General features: G+C 62.9%; 18 protein-coding genes. 7 read left to right on the forward strand and 11 right to left on the reverse strand.

Annotated elements, in window-relative coordinates; translation table 11 throughout:
* A partial coding sequence (locus tag BLR85_RS29575; RefSeq protein WP_212635104.1) for a helix-turn-helix domain-containing protein occupies window positions 1–244 on the reverse strand: 244 nt, incomplete at its 3' end.
* 261 nt (window positions 245–505) lie between these two features.
* Between BLR85_RS29575 and BLR85_RS17905 the strand changes: the two genes are divergently transcribed.
* The gene (locus tag BLR85_RS17905) at window positions 506–712 is read left to right on the forward strand and encodes a hypothetical protein (protein ID WP_093159739.1); all 207 of its coding nucleotides are present in this window, start codon (window positions 506–508) and stop codon (window positions 710–712) included.
* Here the strand turns inward: BLR85_RS17905 and BLR85_RS17910 are convergent, their stop codons facing one another.
* From BLR85_RS17910 to BLR85_RS17920, 3 genes are all read right to left on the reverse strand, one after another.
* On the reverse strand, window positions 713–1,993 hold the full coding sequence (locus tag BLR85_RS17910; RefSeq protein ID WP_093159743.1) for a cache domain-containing protein: 1,281 nt from the start codon (window positions 1,991–1,993) through the stop codon (window positions 713–715).
* A 70-nt stretch (window positions 1,994–2,063) separates the two neighbouring features.
* Complete coding sequence (locus BLR85_RS17915; RefSeq protein WP_093159747.1) at window positions 2,064–2,705, reverse strand: response regulator transcription factor; 642 nt, start codon at window positions 2,703–2,705, stop codon at window positions 2,064–2,066.
* Complete coding sequence (locus BLR85_RS17920) at window positions 2,702–4,183, reverse strand: cache domain-containing protein (protein WP_093159752.1); 1,482 nt, start codon at window positions 4,181–4,183, stop codon at window positions 2,702–2,704. Before BLR85_RS17920 ends, BLR85_RS17915 begins: the two co-directional genes overlap by 4 nt.
* A gap of 339 nt (window positions 4,184–4,522) precedes the next feature.
* Between BLR85_RS17920 and BLR85_RS17925 the strand changes: the two genes are divergently transcribed.
* From BLR85_RS17925 to BLR85_RS17935, 3 genes are all read left to right on the forward strand, one after another.
* Window positions 4,523–5,605 (forward strand): TRAP transporter substrate-binding protein, encoded by a 1,083-nt coding sequence (locus tag BLR85_RS17925; RefSeq protein WP_093159756.1) that lies wholly within the window; start codon window positions 4,523–4,525, stop codon window positions 5,603–5,605.
* A gap of 101 nt (window positions 5,606–5,706) precedes the next feature.
* Window positions 5,707–6,621, forward strand: coding sequence for a TRAP transporter small permease subunit (locus tag BLR85_RS17930; protein ID WP_093159761.1), 915 nt, complete (start codon window positions 5,707–5,709; stop codon window positions 6,619–6,621).
* 12 nt (window positions 6,622–6,633) lie between these two features.
* Window positions 6,634–8,988 carry a TRAP transporter large permease gene (locus BLR85_RS17935; RefSeq protein ID WP_093159766.1) on the forward strand — a complete coding sequence of 785 codons (2,355 nt, stop codon included), beginning with the start codon at window positions 6,634–6,636 and terminating at the stop codon, window positions 8,986–8,988.
* Window positions 8,989–9,081: 93 nt separating this feature from the next.
* Here BLR85_RS17935 and BLR85_RS17940 read toward each other — a convergent pair whose 3' ends face one another.
* The gene (locus BLR85_RS17940; protein ID WP_139188442.1) at window positions 9,082–9,780 is read right to left on the reverse strand and encodes a DUF6639 family protein; all 699 of its coding nucleotides are present in this window, start codon (window positions 9,778–9,780) and stop codon (window positions 9,082–9,084) included.
* Window positions 9,781–10,732: 952 nt separating this feature from the next.
* Between BLR85_RS17940 and BLR85_RS30370 the strand changes: the two genes are divergently transcribed.
* Complete coding sequence (locus tag BLR85_RS30370) at window positions 10,733–10,915, forward strand: hypothetical protein (protein ID WP_342028795.1); 183 nt, start codon at window positions 10,733–10,735, stop codon at window positions 10,913–10,915.
* 128 nt (window positions 10,916–11,043) lie between these two features.
* Here the strand turns inward: BLR85_RS30370 and BLR85_RS17955 are convergent, their stop codons facing one another.
* The 4 genes from BLR85_RS17955 to BLR85_RS17970 form a co-directional block, all read right to left on the reverse strand.
* Window positions 11,044–11,886, reverse strand: a complete 843-nt coding sequence (locus BLR85_RS17955) for an arginyltransferase (protein ID WP_093159781.1) — start codon at window positions 11,884–11,886, stop codon at window positions 11,044–11,046.
* A 184-nt stretch (window positions 11,887–12,070) separates the two neighbouring features.
* Window positions 12,071–12,526, reverse strand: coding sequence for an RDD family protein (locus BLR85_RS17960; protein ID WP_093159899.1), 456 nt, complete (start codon window positions 12,524–12,526; stop codon window positions 12,071–12,073).
* Window positions 12,527–12,623: 97 nt separating this feature from the next.
* On the reverse strand, window positions 12,624–13,058 hold the full coding sequence (locus tag BLR85_RS17965) for a DUF2852 domain-containing protein (RefSeq protein ID WP_093159786.1): 435 nt from the start codon (window positions 13,056–13,058) through the stop codon (window positions 12,624–12,626).
* 170 nt (window positions 13,059–13,228) lie between these two features.
* Window positions 13,229–13,702: a YbaK/EbsC family protein gene (locus BLR85_RS17970; protein WP_093159791.1), complete on the reverse strand. Its 474-nt coding sequence runs from the start codon at window positions 13,700–13,702 to the stop codon at window positions 13,229–13,231.
* Between the two features lie 100 nt (window positions 13,703–13,802).
* On the opposite strand from BLR85_RS17970, the gene BLR85_RS17975 reads away from it, so the two are divergent.
* Entirely contained in the window at window positions 13,803–16,604 is a 2,802-nt protein-coding gene (locus BLR85_RS17975; RefSeq protein WP_093159795.1) for a [protein-PII] uridylyltransferase family protein, read from the forward strand.
* Complete coding sequence (locus BLR85_RS17980; RefSeq protein ID WP_093159800.1) at window positions 16,601–16,870, forward strand: hypothetical protein; 270 nt, start codon at window positions 16,601–16,603, stop codon at window positions 16,868–16,870. The genes BLR85_RS17975 and BLR85_RS17980 overlap by 4 nt, the downstream gene beginning before the upstream one ends.
* A 299-nt stretch (window positions 16,871–17,169) precedes the next feature.
* Here the strand turns inward: BLR85_RS17980 and eda are convergent, their stop codons facing one another.
* A complete protein-coding gene (gene eda, locus BLR85_RS17985; protein ID WP_093159805.1) occupies window positions 17,170–17,808 on the reverse strand; it encodes a bifunctional 4-hydroxy-2-oxoglutarate aldolase/2-dehydro-3-deoxy-phosphogluconate aldolase in 639 nt (212 codons plus the stop codon).
* Window positions 17,809–17,920: 112 nt separating this feature from the next.
* Entirely contained in the window at window positions 17,921–19,726 is a 1,806-nt protein-coding gene (gene edd / locus BLR85_RS17990; RefSeq protein WP_093159810.1) for a phosphogluconate dehydratase, read from the reverse strand.
* Between the last annotated feature and the right edge of the window lie 231 nt (window positions 19,727–19,957).

The following is a 19,957-nucleotide window of genomic DNA, read 5'->3' on the forward strand; positions in this document are numbered from 1 at the left end:
TGATCTCTCCCTTGTCGGCGATGCGCGCCTCAATCCAGCCGGTCACGCCGGCCAGTTTGCGGTGACCACCTCCGTTACCTTGCGGTCGTGGTGTCAGTGATCCGGTTTCCCGCCGCAGCTTAATCAGATCGTTCACAAATCTCGGCGAAACCCGGAAGTGCCGCGCCGCCTCGCGGTGCCCGTGACCTTCATCGACAAAAGCGACGACGCGCTCGCGTAGCTCTATTGGATGTGGTTTGCCCATCTGAGACCCCTATATCTGCCTCAACAGAAGGGAATCACATCACAACCAATCTGGGAAGCCTGAATCAGATAGGCCGCGACACGCTCTAGGGCATCCGTCGTGTCGGGGTGCAGGGAAACGTAGCGCTCAATAACTTCCGTCGCGCGCTTGATGTTTCACCCCATGGCGTTCGCGATTTCGCTCAGATCAGCGCCCGCATTCAGAAGCCGTGTCGCTGCGGTTCCTCAGGAGTCAAAAAGGCGAAGGTCGGGCGAATCGGTCGTGCCCGGTTTCGCGCCCGACATTCTCAGCTTCTACGACGCAGACCCGGAATTTGGCGTCGATCTGGAATGGTCGCCTGTCGAGTACGAGGAGAGTTGGGGCGCGATGCGTGAAGCCCGACCCGCCGGTCGCAGCGTCGAAGATGTGACACTTTTCAGCATCTGTATCGGCGGCAAGTCCTGCCCCGCGAATACCTCTCCGACCTGATCAGGGAGAACGAGGTCCGCGAGATCGAGAATTGGCACGCGAAAGACATTGATCCAAACGATTTGTCCGAGTGAGGGCAGCAGCATGACCATCATCAGCAACATCCTTGTCGGTTTCTCCGCCTTGGCCATTCTTGGCGGCATTGTTGCCCTCGCCATACGTGGCGGTGACGCGGATGACGTCGCAGACGCAGCTTGGCGCGAGGAATACCTGCTCGATGCGAATGCTCAGATCGCCGTCCGACATTCCCTTGAGCGATTGCGAAAGAAAGGCGACGACACCTGCCTGCTCTTTCCGGTTCCTTTCCCGTTCCGCTTCTGCCATGGCGCGTTGCTCTTCACGCTCTGCCTGATGGCGCGCCTCGTCCGCGCGACGTTGCTCGGCTTCCTGGGCCTGCTGCGCTTCCATGTCGAGTTTGTGCTGAAGGGCTTCTTCACGTTCTCGGGCCAGCTCCGCATCCTTGGCGACCTGTTCGTGCTCAAGGCGCGCCCGTTCCACGAGTGCATGTCGGAAGACATCGATCGACCGGGCCATCTGGCCGATCTCGCCCCGGGCAGCCGTGTGGGGCACATCCGTTTCATGGTCGCCGTCACACATTCCGGCCATCCGATTGATCAGCGCGGAGAGCGGTGCGGTGACGCTGCGGACATCAACGCCGGAGCAAATCAATAGAACCAGGAGGCTTATACCCAGAACAGTGAACGACACCTTGTTCAGAAGGGCCAGGTCGGCCTCGATATCGGCGACATACGACCCGGTTCCCACGATCCAGTCCCAAGGTTCGAAATGGACGACATAGCCGATCTTCGCTTCGGCCACATCCGAGTCCGGCTTGGTGAAGTGATAGATCAGCGACCCCTTGCCATCCTTCAGGGCAACCTTCACCAGCTCGACATAGATCGGAATGCCGTTGACATCCTTGACGTCGGACTTGTCCTTGCCGACCCATTCCGGCTTGGTGGGCAAGACCTCGATCACGTGGTTGCTGTCGAAAGCGAAGAAATACCCCGAGTCGCCATACCGCAGATCGGAAAGCAGGCGTTGCCCTTCGGCCTGTGCTTCCTGACGGCTCATCCTGCCGGCAGTCACCTCCTTTTCGAGGTCTCCGAGCATGCTGACGGCCGTTTCGGAGACGTCTCTCAGATGCAGGTTCCGCATTTCGTAGGCATTTTCCACGGCCAGGTTTAGGAGGGCATAGGCCAGAATGGCCATCAACGCGGTTGCCAGAGCGACAATTCCGTAGAAACGAGTGGAGAGTTTTGAAAGGCGGGCGCGCAGCATCACGATTGTCCGTTTTGCGAATGGATGCTGCCTGCATACGCTCAGGGAACTAATAGCAGGTAAAGCCGCTTCAGAAACCCGCGCCGGTCCCTTGGAGCACTCCGTGTTCCAACGCGTAGCGCGTCAGCCCGGCGGTCGAGGAGATGCCCAGCTTGCGCTTGATATTCTTTCGGTGAGTTTCGACGGTGCGCACGGAAATATCAAGGATATGAGCGACTTCCTTGTTCGACTTGCCCTGCGCGAGTTGCAGAAGGATCGTCTGTTCGCGACTGGTCAGAGGTTCGCGTCCGTTCTCGGTGGCGGGCTTGAGCGAGTCCGATGCGCCGGTGCACAGGTAGCGTTCCCCGGCCATCACCCGGTCGATGGCGTCCTTTATCCGCTCGGTTGGCACGTCCTTGAGCACGTAGCCGCGTGCGCCGTGGCCGAGCGCAGTGGAGATGTATTCCGGGGAGTCATGCATGGACAGAATCAGCACCTTCAGCTCCGGATTGTCCTCCAGCAGCATCTCGGTGGCGTTCAGACCGTTCACATTGGGCATGTTGAGATCCATCAACACCACGTCCGGCGCGAGGTCCCCCACCTGGTCCACGGCTTCCTGGCCGTTGGTGAGCGTGCCGACAACCTCGATATCGGGGTAGCTTTCGAGAATGGCCTTGATCCCCTCGGCGACCATGGGGTGGTCGTCCACGATCAATACACGGGTCTCGCTCATGCGCTTTTCCTTTCCCTGGCCGTGCCGTTCCCGGATTTTGGGCCATCCGTGCCGCTTTCGGGGGCGAGCATATGGGTCAATGGCACCTGCGCCTCAATGATGGTTCCCGTGCGGGTGCTCATGATCCGCAAAGTCCCGTCGAGTTGCTCGATCCGCTCCTGCATGTTGCGCAATCCCAATCCGAGGCTTTGTCTAGAAGCGGCCCGCGCCGCTGCGATCCCGCGGCCGTTATCGGCGATGCGCAGTGTTGCACCGCCCTTGTGGCCAAAGACGCGCAGGCTCACATGGCTCGCTTCGGCATGGCGTTCGATGTTCATCAGCGCCTCCTGCGCCACGCGGTAGAGTGAAATCTTGGCATCCTGGTCAAGCCGGTTGCGGAAAACGACGGTCTCGAACTCCACCGTGAGGCCGGTGCGGTTGCCAAACTCCTCGATCAGCGATTGCAGCGCTGGGCCAAGGCCGAGGTCGTCCAGCACGCCGGGGCGCAGGTCACGGCTGATCCGACGCACCTCCTGAATGGCTCCGCCAAGTGCATCGATCCCCGCATCGAGGTTTTCCTCGGCGCGTTCATCGCCGGTACGCAAGCGTCGGCGCGCTAGTTCGAGCGTGTAGCGGACGCTGACCAGGATCTGGCTGATGGAATCGTGCAATTCGCGCGCCACGCGGCCGCGTTCCTCTTCCTGCGTGTCGAAGATCCGCTGAGTGAGGGCCTTGAGCTTGGCATCGGCCAGCCGGCGCTCGCGGATATTGAGCCAGAGCCCGGTGAAGAACACCAGCAGCAGTGCGATCATGGTGATTCCGGCGATCCAGAGGAAGGTTTCGCGCACGCGGGCCTCGGTTTCGGACCTGGCAATGGTGACTGTCTCAAGGATATCGTCGATGAAGATACCGGTGCCGAGCCCCCACCGCCAATCTTGAAGACCAACCACGTAGGAGACCATCTGCGCCTCGTCGCCGGTGGAGGGCTTGTGCCAGAGATAGCTGTGATAGCCGCTGCCGCGCCGGGCAATCTTGATCAGTTCGTCGACGATGGGCGTGCCTGCAGAATCGGTCAGCCCCGACCAGTTGACATTGATCAACTCTGTCTGGCGGGGCGCGACGAGATTGTTCCCGTCGTAGTCGAAGACGAAGAAATAGCCGTCCTGGCCATAGATCATGGCGGCAAGGGTCTGGATAACGCGTTCCTTGGCGGCCTCGTCATCGGGCAGCGCGCGGCCGTAATCCTTGGAGATCGCGTTGCGGGCAAGCGCGAGATAGTTCTGCAATTCTGTCCGCTTGGCCGCGATCAGCCGGTTTTCCAGCTCTGCGATTTCCCGGTCTGCCAGCGAACGCGCCTGCAATGCCACCAATACCGAGATGGCGGCCATGGCCAGCATGAGCGGAACAGTCGCCAGAAGAAAGATCTTCTGGGCATAGCTGAGCCGGATCCGGTCTCGCAGGCGCTGAAATGTCGTTTCTTCGGGCAGTTTGTTCTCCATCCCGGCTGTCAGGTGGTGAAAAACCTACGCTCAGCCCGGCTGCGGATGCAAGCTGTTGGCGCAGGCCGTGCCGCGTTTGCCGGGGGCGATTCGATCCAAAACGGGTTTCGCGCTCCACATGACGCAAGGTCAAATGCCGCCGCGCGCATTTTATGCTGCACGTGCAGCCATCAATGCACGCAAGGTTAGTGCGAATTCTGCCGTTTTTTGATCAAAACCGGTCCGTCTACGCACTTGTCGGTATTTGCTCCGGGTGACGAGGCCGATAACGTCCGGTCCACTGGAAACGATCCGCCTGCCAAAAGGCGGGCTCCATAGTACCAACGGGAGGACACACTCATGGATCGTCGTTCTTTTCTGAAGACTTCGGCACTTGGCGGCTCCGCAGCCGCCGCAACTGCTCTGGCCGCTCCGGCCTACGCGCAAGGCAAGCGCACCCTGACCATGGTCACATCCTGGGGCCGCGGCCTCGCCGGCGTCTTCGACGCCGCGCAGCGCTGTGCCGAGACGATTACCGCGATGACCGATGGCGACCTGACCGTCGAGATCAAGGCCGCCGGCGAGCTGGTGGGGGCCTTTGAAGTCTTCGACGCCGTGACCGCCGGCCAGGCCGACATGTATCACGCCGCCGACTACTATTTCACCGGCCAGCATCCGGGCTACCAGTATTTCACCGCCGCGCCCTTCGGCATGACCGCACAGGAGCTGGTGAACTGGTACTACCATGGCGAAGGCATGGCGATGCATGACGAGCTCGGCGAGCTCTTCGGCCTGAAGTCCTTCCTCGCCGGCAATACCGGTGCGCAGGCCGGTGGCTGGTACCGCAAGGAGATCAACAGCCCCGAGGACTTCCAGGGCCTCAAGTTCCGCATGCCCGGCATGGGCGGTCAGGCGCTCGGCAAGATGGGTGCCTCGGTGCAGAACATCCCCGGCGCCGAAGTGTACCAGGCACTCGCCTCGGGCGCGATCGACGGCACCGAGTGGATCGGCCCCTGGGCCGACGAGAAGGCCGGCTTCTTCGAGATCACCAAGATCTACTACACCGCCGGCTTCCACGAGCCGGGCGCGGGCCTCTCGCTGGCCACGAACCGCGAAGTGTTCGACGGCCTTTCTCCCGCCCACCAGAAGGTGATCGAGATCGCCGCGGCCGAGGCGCACCAGTGGAACCTCGCCCAGTTCCTCAACAACAACGGCGCGGCGTTGCAGCGTCTGCAGGCTGGTGGCGTCAAGGTGCTCAACTTCAACGACGCCGTCTGGGACGCAATGGGCGTTGCCGCCAAGGCCACGCTGGACGAGTACATGGATGACGAGATCTTTGCCCGCATCCGTGCGAGCGTCGAGAAGTCCATGCGCGAGTCCTCCTCCTGGATCGACGCCTCCGAAGGCGCCTACCGCAAGCAGCGCGACCGTATCCTCGGCTGATCGCGGCATCGTCACACGACAGGCAGGCCCATCGCGGGCCTGCCATTTCTATTCCGAGCGTCGCGTGACCCGCGACGCCGGAACCTTTCGGGGGACAGACCATGGGACTGGTCGAGGCGTGGAGCGGCTCCTTCATCGGATGGATCGCCGCAAACATCATCGAATCCTATTACAACTTCTTCTATGCGATCACGCATCCGGGCCTGTGGCTGGACTGGTCGAACAAGGAAGCGATCATGCGCTTCGCCTATTACGGCGGATCGGTCGAGTTCTTCTTCGTCGTTTTCACGGCTTTCCTGACGATCACCGCGATCGGCCTTGTCTATAACAAGGTGCTCTGGGGCATGGTGATCGGGTTGGAGACGCTCTCCAACACGGTCGGGCGGATCGCCGCCTGGGCAGGGTTGCTGATGGTGTTGCAGCAGATCGTTATCGTCTTCATGCAGCGGGTTTTCGCCGCGAGCCAGATTTCCCTCGGTTTCGGCACCGCAATCACCTTCGACGTTTCCTGGTGGTCGGAAGAGCTCAAGCTCTACAACGCCATGATCGTGGCGCTCTGTGCCACCTATACCTTCGTGCAGGGCGGCCATGTGCGCGTGGACCTGATCTATGCCACCGTCCGCTACCGCACCCGCAAGATCATCGACATGGTCGGCTCCATCATCTTCATGATGCCGATGGCGACGCTGATCTGGATGTATAGCTGGTTCTTCATGTGGCGCCACTTGATCACGCCCAAGATCTCGGCCTCCGACAAGCTGGAGCTGATGCTCAAGAAATCCCGCATCGTGAAGTGGAACGTGGAGACCATCGGTTTCTCCCCCAATGGCTTCAACGCCTATTTCCTCTTCAAGCTGTTGCTCGTGGCCTTTGCCGGGCTGGTCTTCCTGCAGGCCATCGCCTTCTTCTACCGTTCCTACCTTGAATGGAAGGAAGGGCCGGCAAGCGAAAACAAGCATCTCGACAAGGACAAGCTGGGCGACAGAGACGCCGAGTTGGTCGCAGAAATCCACTAAGGGGCAGGGCAGATGTTTCTTGGACTCGACGGGGTCGAAATCGGCCTGATCATCGTCTTCCTGTGCCTTTTTGGCGCAATTCTCTCCGGCTTCCCGGTGGCCTTTGCCATCGGCGGCGCCGCCATCATCTCCTTTGGCATCATCGCTTCGCTCGACTCGGCGGGGCTGCTGATCCACCAGGCCATCGACACGTCGTCGGATGCCTACAGGGCGATTGTCAGTACGGGCGTGGCTGCGGACGCGATCTCGATCTTCCGATATCCAGACCTGCCGCGCGAGGCCGTGTCGGTTTTCCCGGGCGGCTGGGAACAGGCGGTTGACCGCAACCTGAGTTTCATCGTCAACCGGATCAACGAGCGCGTGCTGGCCGGTGCCTCGATCGAAACGCTGCTGGCAGTGCTGATGTTCGTGCTCATGGGCATCACGCTGGAGCGCTCCAAGATCGCCAATGACCTGCTGACGACGATGGCCAAGGTCTTCGGGCCGCTTCCGGGCGGCCTGGCGGTCTCCATCGTGGTCGTGGGCGCGTTCCTCGCCGCCTCCACCGGGATCGTCGGCGCGACCGTGGTAACCATGGGCCTGCTGGCCCTACCGACCATGCTGCGCAACAATTACTCGCCCGAGCTGGCGACAGGCGTGATCGCAGCTTCGGGCACGCTGGGGCAGATCATCCCGCCTTCCATCGTGATCGTGCTGCTGGGCACGCTGGCGGGCGACCTCTATTCCGCCGCCCAGGAAGAGCGCGCGCAGCTTTTGGGCTGCTCAGACGCGCTGACCTATCTCGGCGAGCCGGCGGTCGTCTCGGTTGGAACGCTGTTCCAGGCGGCGCTGGTGCCGGGCATCCTGCTTGCGGTGCTCTATGGCGCCTATGCGCTCGGCTATGCGCTCCTCAACCCCTCCAAGGCGCCGCCCGTTGCGATGGACGCGGGCAGCGGCGAGCCGCGATCGCGCGGCGAGGCGCTGACCTGGTTCCTCTTCGTGCCGGTGTTGCTGATCGGCGGCACGATCTTCCTCTCCTCGATGAATGTCATCGGCAGCCAGAACGTGACGGTGGACACCTTCTCGGATGCCGGGAAGACCGCCAGCCTGCGCACGAATGTCGATCCGCAATGCCAGGCGGCGATGATCGATCTGCATGGGCAGGAGGCATGGGACACGGCCATTGCCCAGCAGGCCGCCATCGACGAGGCCGGCGGCGTGGAACAGAGCCGCAAGCTCAGTGCAGAGGAAATCGCCGCCGCGCGGGCCGAGAAGGTCGCCAATGCGCCGATCCTGTCGGGCTCCATCGTGACCGCTTTCCTTCTGCTTTCGCTGGTGCTGACCACGGCGCGCGGCGTGTCGCCCTCGGGCAACCCGCGCGACCTGCTGATCGGCGGGGCCGGGGTCGTGCTGGCGCTGCTCGTGGATGCTGCCTTCATCAATCCGCTCACGACTCCGGGGCAGACGATCCTGCTGCTCGCCATTCCGCTCGCGATGGTCCTCTATGGCTGCCGTTCGGCGGCGGGGATGCTCGCGCAGAACGAGTTGCTGCGGGTCGTCTTTCCGCCGCTGGTGCTGATCGTCGCCGTTCTGGGCTCGATCTTGGGCGGCATCACCAACCCGACGCCGGCTGCAGCGCTTGGTGCGGGCGGGGCGCTGATGCTGGCGGCCTACCGGCGTCTGGCAGAGGATGAGGGCAAGGGAAAGATCATCATCTGGGCCACGTTCGCGATCATCATCATGATCCTCGTCGGCGTGAATTTTGACCTGCGGGTGCACCAGGAACACGTGGCCGTCGAGAACTGGATTGGCTACCTCGTTGCCCAGGCGACCTATCTCTATGCGATGTTCGGCATCTTCTATGCCTGCTACGTGCTGTTCGCGAAGGGGGTGCTGAAGCCGGTGGTGCGCGAAACCGCCAAGGTGACCTCGATGGTCTTCACCATCCTGATAGGCTCGCAGTTGCTGAACCTCGTGGTCATCTCCTTCGGCGGCGAGCATTATATCCAGCAATTCCTGCGCTCCTATGACAGCGAGATCACCGTCTTCCTGATCGTGATGCTTGTGCTCTTCGTGCTGGGCTTCGTGCTCGACTTCCTGGAGATCATCTACATCGTCATCCCGATCGTCGGGCCGGTCATCTATGGCGGCACGATGGATCCGAAATGGGTGACGATCATGATCGCGGTGAACCTGCAGACCTCGTTCCTGACACCGCCCTTCGGTTTCGCGCTGTTCTACCTGCGCGGCGTGGCGCCAAAGGAGGTCACGACGGGCCATATCTACCGCGGCGTGATCCCCTTCGTGCTGATCCAGGTTGCGGGATTGGGACTGCTATGGCTGTTTCCCTCGGTGGTCACGATCCTTCCGAGCCTGATCGGAAACTGATCGGGTTCGCAGGCGTACCGGAACAGGCGGGGCTCTTCGGGGCCCCGCTTCTTGCGTCCTGAGGGGCAGATCTGTTGCGCCGCGGTTCGGGACCTACTCCGGATAGAGCCACAGGGTCACGTCTCCGCGCATGAGCTTCTGGACGAAGTCACATCCGTTTCCTGGCTCCGAGAAATGAAGCCATGATTTCACCGCGAAGGAGGGCGGTGCGAATCCCAGAAGGAGCGGGTTGATCTCTTCCATGGCGATCGGAGGAGATGCGTCGACCGCTTTCAGCAATCTGGATCTGGTCGCATCCGAAAGGCTTTCGATCTGCATTGCGTAGGCAATGTACTCTTCGTCTGCGGTGCAAGAGCGTTCAACAACTGCTGTCTGGTCGACCAATGCATGGACGAATTCGTGCAAGGCAATGGCATCGAAATGCTCGGCCAAGGGTATTGCGTGCCAGGACTCCGATTTGTCATGCGCCTGCGCAAATGCTCTTGGTGTCAGAAGTTCTACCTGTTTCCTGTCCGGATGGAAGAGACCGAAGCAGGATCCGTGGGCATTCTCAAGATTGTCCGAGAAGGTGATTGTCACCGGCTTCGTCAGTTTCAGGTGGCAGCCATCGAGCATTGGAAGGGCTGATGCCACGATTTCGCAGATCCGGGCGTGAAGCGTGCGATCCTCGGTGTCCACACGCACGAGCGGCGTCCCGCAAGCGAGGGGCGCCCCATTCGCCGCGAGAAAGGTGAACGCGCAGGACATCGCGACAAGCGCCACGAGCAAGAACTTCCCCATCCCGGACGTCACGGCGACACCTCCTTCCCGAGATGAGGTTACGCGACTTACGTAAGGTCAGCCATGACCTGCGTCATTGCTCCTCCGATGGTGCGTTTGTGTCGAATATTTGCATCGATCCGCAGCGACCTGGATCGACAGCCCGGATGACGGGAACGATCCCTTGAATCGTGCCTCCGGTGGGGAGATGTGAGGAAGGAGGATGTCTTGGGGCTTGCGGAGGAGGCGCTCGCCCGGGCCATATCTATCGCGGCGTGGTCCCCTTCGTGCTGATCCAGGTTGCGGGGCTGGGGCTACTTTGGCTGTTCTCGTCGGTGGTGACGATCTTGCCGAGCCTGATCTGGAACAGATCGGGTTCGCAGGTCTATCGGAACAGGCAGGGCTATGCGGGCACCCGTTTTGTTTCTCGAGGAAACCAGGGCGCCTTGCCGAAGGTACATTTGTTCGGACGGATGGGTACGGGGACTGTCGCGAAGGGTGTGGCGCCGGGGAGACATCCTTCTTCGATGTGCGTCCCAGAAAGCTGTTCGTCTGGTTAATAGGTGGATAGGCGACCATGGTTGTGTGCCGCGCAAGGTTGGTTTCTTGAAGAGTTCTCGGATTGGAGAGCAAGAACTCTGCAAGAAGGGACCGTCCAATGATCCATGACATCGAAATCGCTCACCGGCATTCAGCGGGACATCGGGCAGAACTCCAGTTCAGCACGCGTTGCGGATGTTTTTATTGCGGGTCGATCTTTGAACCTGCGGCAATTAACGAATGGGTGGATCAGGGACAGACCGCCCTTTGTCCCCACTGTGACGTGGACGCGGTCCTTGGTGAAGAAGCCGGGGTCCCGCTAACGGATGACTTCCTACGCCGGATGCACAAGCACTGGTTCGGGGCGACCGAGGACACAGCCCGTTAACGCGAAGGTTCGATCAGATCCCACAGGTTGCCGAAAGGGTCTTCCCAGGCGGCGACGATGCCATACGGCCGCATGCTGCGGCTCTTCGTGGAATGTTACGCCCGCTACCTTGATCGCCGCGTGGTCGCGCGCGAAAACATCCGTTGTCAGGAAGAACCCAACCCGGCCACCCGTCTGATTCCCAATCCTGGCTTGCTGCACGGACAAGAACCATTTTACACTGCCCGCCTGCCGGAGTGACGGTCACCCAGAGTGTCGATCCCAGTGGGATGTCTTCCTGCAACTCACAGCCGAGCGCATCGCAATAAAACGCGAGGGCTTCGTCGTAGTCCGGTGCGACAAGCGAAACAGCTGAAAGAAACTACATTTCAACCGCCGGTCGGGCGGGTGTCGGGCAGGGTGATCCGGGCTACCTGTTCGGCGATCGGGTCGACGGAGAGCGGGTGGGTTTCCGAGTCGTGGTCGGTGGGCGCTCCGATCGGTTGCCATTGTCCGGCCTTGTAGATTTCCAGCGCGTCGAAGCTGGCCTTGTAGCCCATCTTGCGGCTGCCGGGCACCCAGTAGCCAAGATAGACGTAAGAAAGCCCGGCGGAACGGGCGATCTCCACATGGTCGAGGATAATATGGGTGCCGAGCGAGCGGCGGGTGAGCGTGGGCTCATAGAAGCTGTAGACCATGCTCAGCCCGTCATCGAGCACATCGGTGAGGCAGACGGCAGCGAGATCGCTTTCCGGCCCTTCCGTTTCCTCCAGCCCCGGTTCGCGATACTCGACCATACGGGACCGGATCGGGGTTTCCTCGATCATGGCGGCGAATTCGAACACATCCATGTCGGCCATACCGCCATCGGCATGGCGGCTGTCGAGATAGCGCCGGAAGAGGGCATATTGTTCATCCGTGGCCCAGGGCGAAGTTGCTTCGCGCTTGAGCGCCGCGTTCCGTTTCAGCGTCTTGCGCTGGTTGCGGCTCGGCTGGAAATCTTCCACCCGGATGCGGGCGGAGAGGCAGGCGGTGCAATCGGCGCAGGAGGGGCGGTAGAGAACGTTTTGCGAACGGCGGAATCCCTGCTTGGACAGCGAGTCGTTCAGCGTCTCGGCATGCTCGCCTTGCAAGGCGGTGAACAGCTTCCGTTCCATCCGCCCGGCAAGGTACGGGCATGGCTGTGGGGCCGTCACGTAGAATTGCGGCGCAAGTGGAAGTGTATGACGCATGAGCGCTCATGTGAGGCCGAATAGTTGATGAAACCGTAACAGGGGTTGAAAGCATCGCCAACCCCCGTTTGACGCCTTCTTTCCCGCCTCATTTCAAGAAAAGCGGTATCGCCTTTCACCGTTTCCCGGCGTCGCGCCGAAGGTAAAAGGCGATACGCGATGTTCCGCGCGTTTGTCCGGAAGCTTACCAGCGGCCACGGTTGATCGCGGCGGTGCCGAGGGCGAGGTCGTGCAGACCCTGGGCGCGTGCGGTCGTGAGCATCATGCCCATCGAGATCAATTGCGGGATCAGGAAGGACAGGCAGAGCGAATAGAGCAGGGTGTGCATGAACGCGTCCCCGAGCCCGAAACGTTCGCCCCGCCAGGTGCGCAGTTCCACCGACATCAGCCGCATCCCGAGCGTGGCCGAGCCGCCGGAGATGGTCAGGACGCGATAGACGAAGCTGACGACCAGCCACAGAAACGGGTAGAAGAACAGTCCGGTAAAGGCGGTGAAGGGCAGCACCAGTAGTGTCAGCAGAAAGACGATGAGCGCATCCACGACCCATGCGATCGCCCGCTTGACGGGGATGTCGGCATAGAACTCTGCATTGCGGTCGGGGTCGGGAAGGCCGGGATAGGGCGCGATCATGTCGCTCATCTGTATCATCCACTTTTGCATTGCAACGGCGCATGAGGAATTTCATGCGCCGCCTTGGGAGGGGCGCCCGTGATCGGGCGCCCACTGGAGGGTCTGGTCAGGCCGGCCGAGCTTCGTCGGTCGGCGCATCGACGCTGGTGGAACGGGCCGCATTGGTGCGGTCTTCCATGAAAGCGTCGAACTCGGCCTTGTCCTTGGCGTCGCGAAGACGCTGCAGGAAGGATTCAAACGCTTCCTGTTCCTCTTCGAGCCGACGCAGGGTGTCCTGCTTGTAGGCGTCGAAGGCGGAGTTGCCGCTGGTCTTCATCGCGGCGTGGTAGTTGCGGTGATGCGCCCGGCGGGCGCTGCGGCAGGAACCGTTGAACATGCGTTTGCTCCAGATCATGTAAGCAAGAAGGGCGAGGCCGAGCGGCCAGAAGAAGATGAAGCCGAGGATCATCGCTGCGATCCAGGCCCCTTTGCCGCGGTCGTCCATCCAGCCTTCGGCCCGGGCGAACCAGGACGGGTTGGTGAAATGCGTTGCGGTGGTCATCCTTGTACTCCTCGTTTCGAAATAATGTGAATGCCTTTCACATTGCGAAAGATGGGAGCATTGCAGGTCGGGTTCAATAGGCAATGTGAAAAGATTTTACATTTTTCTTTGACGAGGAATCCGGCGCGGTATCGGGACTCCTGCCGTGCGACCGGTCAGCGATCCCCGCGTCAGGTTTCGACGAAACTCGCCGTCTCGCCGTCACAGGTCGCGCGCAATGCCTCGGGCGCGATGCCGAAGACATGGCGCGGAGTGCCGGCGGCGGCCCAGACGGTGTCGAACATGGTCAGGCGCGGGTCGAAAAAGGCGCGGATCGGGGTTTTGTGGCCAATCGGGGAGACGCCTCCGATGGCGAAACCGGTCACCTCCCGGATGCGGTTTCCGGAGGCCGGGTGGGTCGGTTCGCCGAGCAGCTCCGCGATCCGATCGGTGCAGACCCGGTTGCCACCCGCGGTGACGAACAGCGAGAGCGTGCCGCTCCGCTCGCCCTCGACGATGATGGATTTCGCGATCTGGTCCAGCGCGCAGCCGACGGCGTCGGCGGCCTGTTGCGCGGTGCGGGTGCTGTCGGGCATCTCGCGCAATTCATGCGCGACTCCGGCGGCTTCCAGGGCCGCGCGGACCCGTTTCAGGCTCTTGCTCATGGCATCCTCTTTTCCTGCCGCGGCGATGTAACCCCTGAGAGCGTGCCCCGGCAAGCGCCACGTCATTGACCGGCGCGGCGTTGCGGTCCATCAAACCTGCATGAGTTTCATTGCCCGGATCACCCGCTCCCCCATTCCTTTCGATGCCGAGGCCGGCTCGGATGCACAGGTCCTGTTCGCGGAGCTGCCGCCGGAAATGCGCGAGGTGCTCGCGGGAACGGCGGGGTGCAGTTCCTACCTGCGAGGGCTCATGGCACGGCACTCGGATTGGCTGGCCGAAGCGCTCTTTCAGGATCCCGGCGCGGTGCTTGCGGCCGAGTATGAGCGCTTGCGGCCAATGTCACAGACCGAACTCAAGACAGGGCTCCGGCAGGCCAAGGGCCGCGTGGCGTTGCTGGCGGGGCTGGCGGACCTGGCAGGGGTCTGGTCGCTGGAGCAGGTGACCGGCGGTTTGACCGACTTCGCCGATCTCTCGGTGGACCTTGCGATGAAGGCAGTGTTGGAGCGCGAGTTGGAACGCGGCAAGTTTCCGGGCCAGACGCTGGACGACCTGCCGCAAGCGGGCGGCATGGTGGCACTGGCCATGGGCAAGATGGGCGCGCATGAGCTGAACTACTCCTCCGATATCGACCTGATCATGCTCTTCGACGAGAGCCGGTACGAGACGGGCGATTTCCTCGAGGCCCGATCCGGCTTCATCAAGGCGACGCGGCGGATGACATCGCTTCTGAGCGATATCACCGGCGAGGGATATGTCTGGCGCACGGACCTGCGCCTGCGGCCAGACCCGTCCGTGACCCCGGTCTGCCTGGCGATGGAGGCGGCGGAGCGCTACTACGAGTCGGTCGGGCGCACCTGGGAACGGGCGGCGCATATCAAGGCACGGCCATGCGCTGGCGACATCCGCGCGGGGGCGGCCTACCTGGAGCGGCTGCGGCCCTTCATCTGGCGCCGCCATCTCGATTTCGCGGCGATCCAGGACGCGCATGACATGCGGCTGAAGATCAAGGAGCACAAGGGTCTGCACGAGACCGGGAGCCTTGAGGGGCGCAACCTGAAATTGGGGCCGGGCGGCATTCGCGAGATCGAGTTCTTCACCCAGACCCGCCAGATTATCGCCGGGGGGCGCGATGCGAGCTTGCGCCTGCGTGGCACGGTGCCGGCGCTGGCGCGACTGGCCGAGACGGGCTGGATTCCGGACCGTCTGGCAGCGCGTTATACCGACCACTACCGCTACCTGCGCGAGATCGAGCACCGGGTGCAGATGGTGGCCGATGCGCGCACGCATGCCCTGCCCACGAGCGCGGAAGGGTTCGACCGCATCGCGCGCATGTGCGGGCAGGGCGACACGGCGGCATTCAAGGCGGGCATCGCCGAGCGGCTGGTCGAGGTGCGCGAGGCCGCGGAGGGCTTTTTCGCGCCCGGGAAGAAGCGAGGCGGAGCTTCGGCGCCGACCGAGGAGCCCGAGATCGTCTCGCGCTGGCGGCGCTATCCAGCGCTGCGCTCCGAACGCGCACGCGAGATATTCGAGCGGTTGAAGCCGGACCTGCTGGCGCGGTTGAACGCGGCTCCGCGCCCCGACGAGGCGCTCTCGGCCTTTGACGGGTTCCTTTCGGGCCTGCCGGCGGGGGTGCAACTCTTCTCCATGTTCGAGGCCAACCCGCATCTGCGGACGTTGATCGTCGATATCGCCTCCACTGCGCCGGCGCTGGCGAGCTACTTGTCACGCAACTCCGGCGTGCTGGACGCGGTGATCGGCGGCAGTTTCTTCGCGCCCTGGCCCGGCAAGCTGCAGCTTTGCGTAGCGCTCGGGAGGCTGCTTGAAGAGACCGATGATTACGAGGAACAGCTCGACGTCGCCCGCCGCTGGCTCAAGGAATGGCATTTCCGGGTCGGCGTTCACCTGCTGCGCGGTATCGTCGATTCCGCCGAAGCGGGGCGCCAGTATGCCGATCTGGCCGAGGCGGTTCTGACCGCGCTGCTGCCGGCGGTCGTCGAGAATTTCGCCCATAAACATGGCCGGATGCCCGGACGGGGCGGGGTCGCTGTCGGGATGGGCTCGCTCGGTGCGGGGTGGATCAATTCCCGCTCCGATCTGGACCTGATCATGATCTACGATGCGGGCGATGCCGAGGTGTCCGATGGCCCGCGCCCGCTGCCGGTGGTGCAATATTACGCACGGCTGACCAAGGCGGTGCTCACGGCCATCACCGCGCCGACATCCGAGGGGCGTCTCTACGAGGTCGATATGCGCCTGCGGCCTTCGGGCAAGCAGGGGCCGGTGGCGACTTCGCTCTCCGCATTCGAGAGCTATCAGAAGAACGAGGCCTGGACCTGGGAACATCTCGCGCTGACACGGGCGCGGCCGGTCGCGGGTTCACTGGGCCTCAAGGACGATATCGAGGCGGTGCGCCTCTCCGTGCTGGAGCAGCGCCGCGATTTGGCCAAGGTACTGGAGGACGTGCGTGACATGCGCCGCCGGCTGTCAGAGGCCAAGGGCCAGCAAGGCCCGCTCGACGTGAAACGCGGCCCCGGCGGGATGCAGGATATCGAATTGCTGGCGCAGGCTGGCGCGCTGCTGACATCGGCGCATGCCCGGCGCACCCCGCCGCAATTGGCCGCGGCGGCGCGCCACGGGTGGCTGAGCAAGGCAGAAGCGGAGCAGTTGACGGCGACCTACCGTATGGCGCGGTCGGTGCAGAGCGTGGGGCGCCTGCTGGTAGATGGGCCGCTCGATCCGGAAACGCTGGGACAGGGCGCGAAGGAAGTGCTTGCCCGCGAGACCGGATTGGAGGATCTCGACGCGTTGATGGCGGAACTCGCGGCGCGGCGGGCGGTCTCTGCCGAGATCATCGACGCGGCGCTGGAGCGCACGGAAATCGGCGGAAAGGCAATGGCATGAAAGGTGATCGGTACGATCCCAAGGCATTGATCGGAGAGGCCTATCGGATCGAGGGGATCGGCACGCCCGAATGCCGTTCGATCTTCATGGATTGGGCTTTGTCCCTGCCCGAGGGTGTCGCCGCGCAGGAAGCTATCGCAGCACTGGTCGCGCGCCATGCCGACCCCGCGCCGGATCATCCGATGAGCGCGGTGCTGAGGGAAGGGCTGGCACAGGGGCGCCCGGCTGCACGACGTGGCGGCTGGCGGGGCCGGCGCGGACAGTAGAGTCTCTACCTGCAGATTTCCCAGATCCGAATGGGCACCTTTGCGGAGTTCGAGATCTTTCGGGCGCGCGCGCTCCGTGCGCGAGATCGATCCTGCGGATCGTGCCTCCGGCGGAGGTATTTTCCGGAAAGATGAAAGGACGCCAATTTGGACTTCCTCTTTCATCAAATATCCTGGGGGAAGCGCTCGCAAGAGCGCTGGGGGCAAAGCCCGCGTCCAGCCTCGGCCACCGGCTCAAACGATTTGGACGGATGTGCTGCACCGATCCACTGGTATCGGCGCAGCCGGATATATCGCTTCTATTTCAGTGCAGCCGCCGCGCTGGCAAGTTCGCGGATGCCGTCCCAATCGCCTGCAATGACCTTGTCTTTGGGAGCGATCCAGCTGCCGCCGACGCAAAGCGTGTTGGGCAGGCTCAGGTAGTCCATGGCATTTGCGAGCGAGACACCGCCGGTGGGGCAGAACTTGATCTGGGGCAGGGGGGCGCCGATGGCCTTGAGCGCAAGCGCGCCGCCGGCTGCTTCGGCGGGAAAGAACTTCTGCACGGTGTAGCCGCGTTCGAGCAGGCGCATGGCCTCGGTGGCCGTGGCGGCACCGGGCAGCAGCGGCAGGTCGGCATCTTCGCAGGCGTCGAGCAGACGGTCGGTCGCGCCCGGCGAGACCCCAAAGAGCGCGCCGGCTTCCTTGGCGGCCAGGACATCTTCGGGGGTAAGCAGCGTGCCAGCGCCCACGACGCCACCTTCGACCTTGCTCATCTCGCGGATGGCGTCGAGGGCCGCGGGGGTGCGCAGGGTGATCTCCAGCGCGGGCAGGCCGCCCGAGACGAGCGCTTCTGCCAGGTTGCGGGCCTTGGAGGCGTCATCGATCACCAGCACCGGCACCACGGGCGCGAGCTGGCAGATTTCGGCGGACTTCAGGGAGGCTTCCTGAGGGGTCATCGAATTTCCTTTCGTATCCGGCAGGGGAGAGGCCGGGAATATGCTCTGTCAGGGCGCGTGCACAAAGAGGGTGCGGGCCGAACGGGGTCAACCGGTTTCGATGCCGCAGGCGTCACAGCACCGAGCAGGCGCCTTCGGTTGCGGGGCCGGCATTGGCGCGGAACGTGGTGAACAGTTCCCGCCCAATGCCATGTGTATTGGCCGACAGGTCTACCTGCACGGGCGAGCGGCTGTCGAAATCGGATTCCAGCACGTCCAGGCTTCCCGCCTTGGCATCCACCCGCACGCGGTCGCCATCGCGCAGCTTCGCGAGCGGCCCGCCCTTTGCGGCCTCGGGGCTGACATGGATGGCAGCCGGAACCTTGCCGCTGGCGCCCGACATGCGGCCATCGGTGACCAGCGCCACTTTCAGTCCGCGTTCCTGCAGCACGGCCAGAATTGGCGTCAGGTTGTGCAACTCGGGCATGCCATTCGCGCCCGGGCCCTGGAAACGGACCACCACCACGGTATCTTCGGTGAACTCGCCGGCCTGGAAGGCCGCCTTGACCGACCCCTGGTCGTGGAAGATGCGTGCGGGGGCTTCGATCACGCGGCGCTCCGGGGCCACGGCCGAGACCTTCATCACACCATGGCCGAGCGAACCTTTGAGCTGCTTCACCCCGCCGGACGCTTGGAACGGGTCGGAGGCCGGGCGCAGGATCTTGTCGTTGAGGCTCTCGCCCGCGCCGTCCTCCCAGACCAGTTCGCCGTCGCGCAGCTTTGGCTCGCGGGTGTAGAGGGCCAGACCTTCGCCCGCGACGGTACGGGTGTCGTCATGCAAAAGCCCCACCTTGAGCAGTTGGCCGATCATGTAGCCAAGCCCGCCGGCAGCATGGAAATGGTTCACGTCGGCCAATCCGTTCGGGTAGACCTTGGCCAGAAGCGGAGTCACCTCCGACAGTTCGGCGAAATCGTCCATGGCCAGATGGATGCCCGCCGCCCTGGCCATGGCCGGCAGGTGGAGCAACAGGTTGGTCGATCCGCCCGTTGCCATCAGTCCGACAATGCCATTGACGAAGGCGCGCTCGTCGAGCACCTCGCCGGCCGGGGTGAATTCATTGCCAAGCGCGGTGATCTCCACCGCGCGTTTCGCGCCTGCCTCGGTCAGCGCATCGCGCAGGGGCGTATTCGGCGTCACGAAGCTCGCGCCCGGCAGGTGCAGTCCCATGAATTCCATCAGCATCTGGTTGGAATTGGCGGTGCCGTAGAAGGTGCAGGTGCCCGCAGCGTGATAAGAGGCCATCTCGACTTCCATCAGCTTGTCGCGCCCCACTTCTCCAGCGGCGAATTGCTGGCGCACCTTGGCTTTCTCGTCATTGGGAATGCCGCTCGGCATCGGGCCGGCGGGCAGGAAGACGGCTGGCAGATGTGAAAAACAGGCCGCGGCCATCACCAGGCCGGGAACAATCTTGTCGCAAACGCCCAGATAGATCGAGGAATCGAAACAATTATGGCTCAGCGCCACGCTGGCCGACATGGCGATCACATCGCGCGAGAACAGGCTCAGCTCCATGCCCGCCTGTCCCTGGGTGACCCCGTCGCACATGGCCGGAACGCCGCCGGCGACCTGCGCCGTCGCGCCCGCCGCGCGGGCGGCCTTGCGGATCAGTTCCGGGTAGTGCTCGAAGGGATGATGGGCCGACAGCATGTCATTATACGCGGTCACGATCCCGATATTGGGCGCGCGGGTGGCGGCCAGCGCCTCCTTGTCCACGCCCATGGCGGCATAGGCATGCGCCTGGTTTCCGCATGTCAGGTGCGCCCGTGCCGGCCCTTTCTCCACCGCTGCGCGCATCTGGTCGAGATATTGCTCCCGGCTTCCGCGGCTCCGTTCGATAATGCGGTCTGTCACCTTTGCGACGGTGGGGTTGAGGCTCATGGGACTCGCTCCTTCCTGATTGGTCGCGAACTAGCACGTTAGCGCTAACAGGTCAATTCTTCCTCGACCTTTACATACTGCCACACGCACTTGGCTTCTGTCTCGCTATCGCGGCCATGATGAGCCTGCAAGGCGGAGTTTCCAAGAGCGCGCTGGCCCAAGACTGGTCCCGCACGTATCACCCGGCTCAGGGAGAGGAGAATTATGGCCGACCAGAAACGCGCGGAGAGA

It is taken from the genome of Aliiruegeria lutimaris, from assembly GCF_900099935.1.
Lineage (GTDB): Bacteria > Pseudomonadota > Alphaproteobacteria > Rhodobacterales > Rhodobacteraceae > Tropicimonas > Tropicimonas lutimaris.

What these genes read in the sequence shown, in the direction of transcription:
- BLR85_RS17930 (WP_093159761.1), top strand. Translation starts at nt 5,707, where the DNA reads ATGGGACTGGTCGAGGCGTGGAGCGGCTCCTTCATCGGATGGATCGCC.
- BLR85_RS30370 (WP_342028795.1), top strand. Translation starts at nt 10,733, where the DNA reads ATGCCATACGGCCGCATGCTGCGGCTCTTCGTGGAATGTTACGCCCGC.
- BLR85_RS17910 (WP_093159743.1), bottom strand. Translation starts at nt 1,993, where the DNA reads ATGCTGCGCGCCCGCCTTTCAAAACTCTCCACTCGTTTCTACGGAATT.
- BLR85_RS17970 (WP_093159791.1), bottom strand. Translation starts at nt 13,702, where the DNA reads ATGAGCAAGAGCCTGAAACGGGTCCGCGCGGCCCTGGAAGCCGCCGGA.
- BLR85_RS17925 (WP_093159756.1), top strand. Translation starts at nt 4,523, where the DNA reads ATGGATCGTCGTTCTTTTCTGAAGACTTCGGCACTTGGCGGCTCCGCA.
- BLR85_RS17915 (WP_093159747.1), bottom strand. Translation starts at nt 2,705, where the DNA reads ATGAGCGAGACCCGTGTATTGATCGTGGACGACCACCCCATGGTCGCC.
- BLR85_RS17960 (WP_093159899.1), bottom strand. Translation starts at nt 12,526, where the DNA reads ATGAGCGACATGATCGCGCCCTATCCCGGCCTTCCCGACCCCGACCGC.
- BLR85_RS17975 (WP_093159795.1), top strand. Translation starts at nt 13,803, where the DNA reads ATGAGTTTCATTGCCCGGATCACCCGCTCCCCCATTCCTTTCGATGCC.
- BLR85_RS17980 (WP_093159800.1), top strand. Translation starts at nt 16,601, where the DNA reads ATGAAAGGTGATCGGTACGATCCCAAGGCATTGATCGGAGAGGCCTAT.
- edd (WP_093159810.1), bottom strand. Translation starts at nt 19,726, where the DNA reads ATGAGCCTCAACCCCACCGTCGCAAAGGTGACAGACCGCATTATCGAA.
- BLR85_RS17935 (WP_093159766.1), top strand. Translation starts at nt 6,634, where the DNA reads ATGTTTCTTGGACTCGACGGGGTCGAAATCGGCCTGATCATCGTCTTC.
- eda (WP_093159805.1), bottom strand. Translation starts at nt 17,808, where the DNA reads ATGACCCCTCAGGAAGCCTCCCTGAAGTCCGCCGAAATCTGCCAGCTC.
- BLR85_RS17965 (WP_093159786.1), bottom strand. Translation starts at nt 13,058, where the DNA reads ATGACCACCGCAACGCATTTCACCAACCCGTCCTGGTTCGCCCGGGCC.
- BLR85_RS17920 (WP_093159752.1), bottom strand. Translation starts at nt 4,183, where the DNA reads ATGGAGAACAAACTGCCCGAAGAAACGACATTTCAGCGCCTGCGAGAC.
- BLR85_RS17955 (WP_093159781.1), bottom strand. Translation starts at nt 11,886, where the DNA reads ATGCGTCATACACTTCCACTTGCGCCGCAATTCTACGTGACGGCCCCA.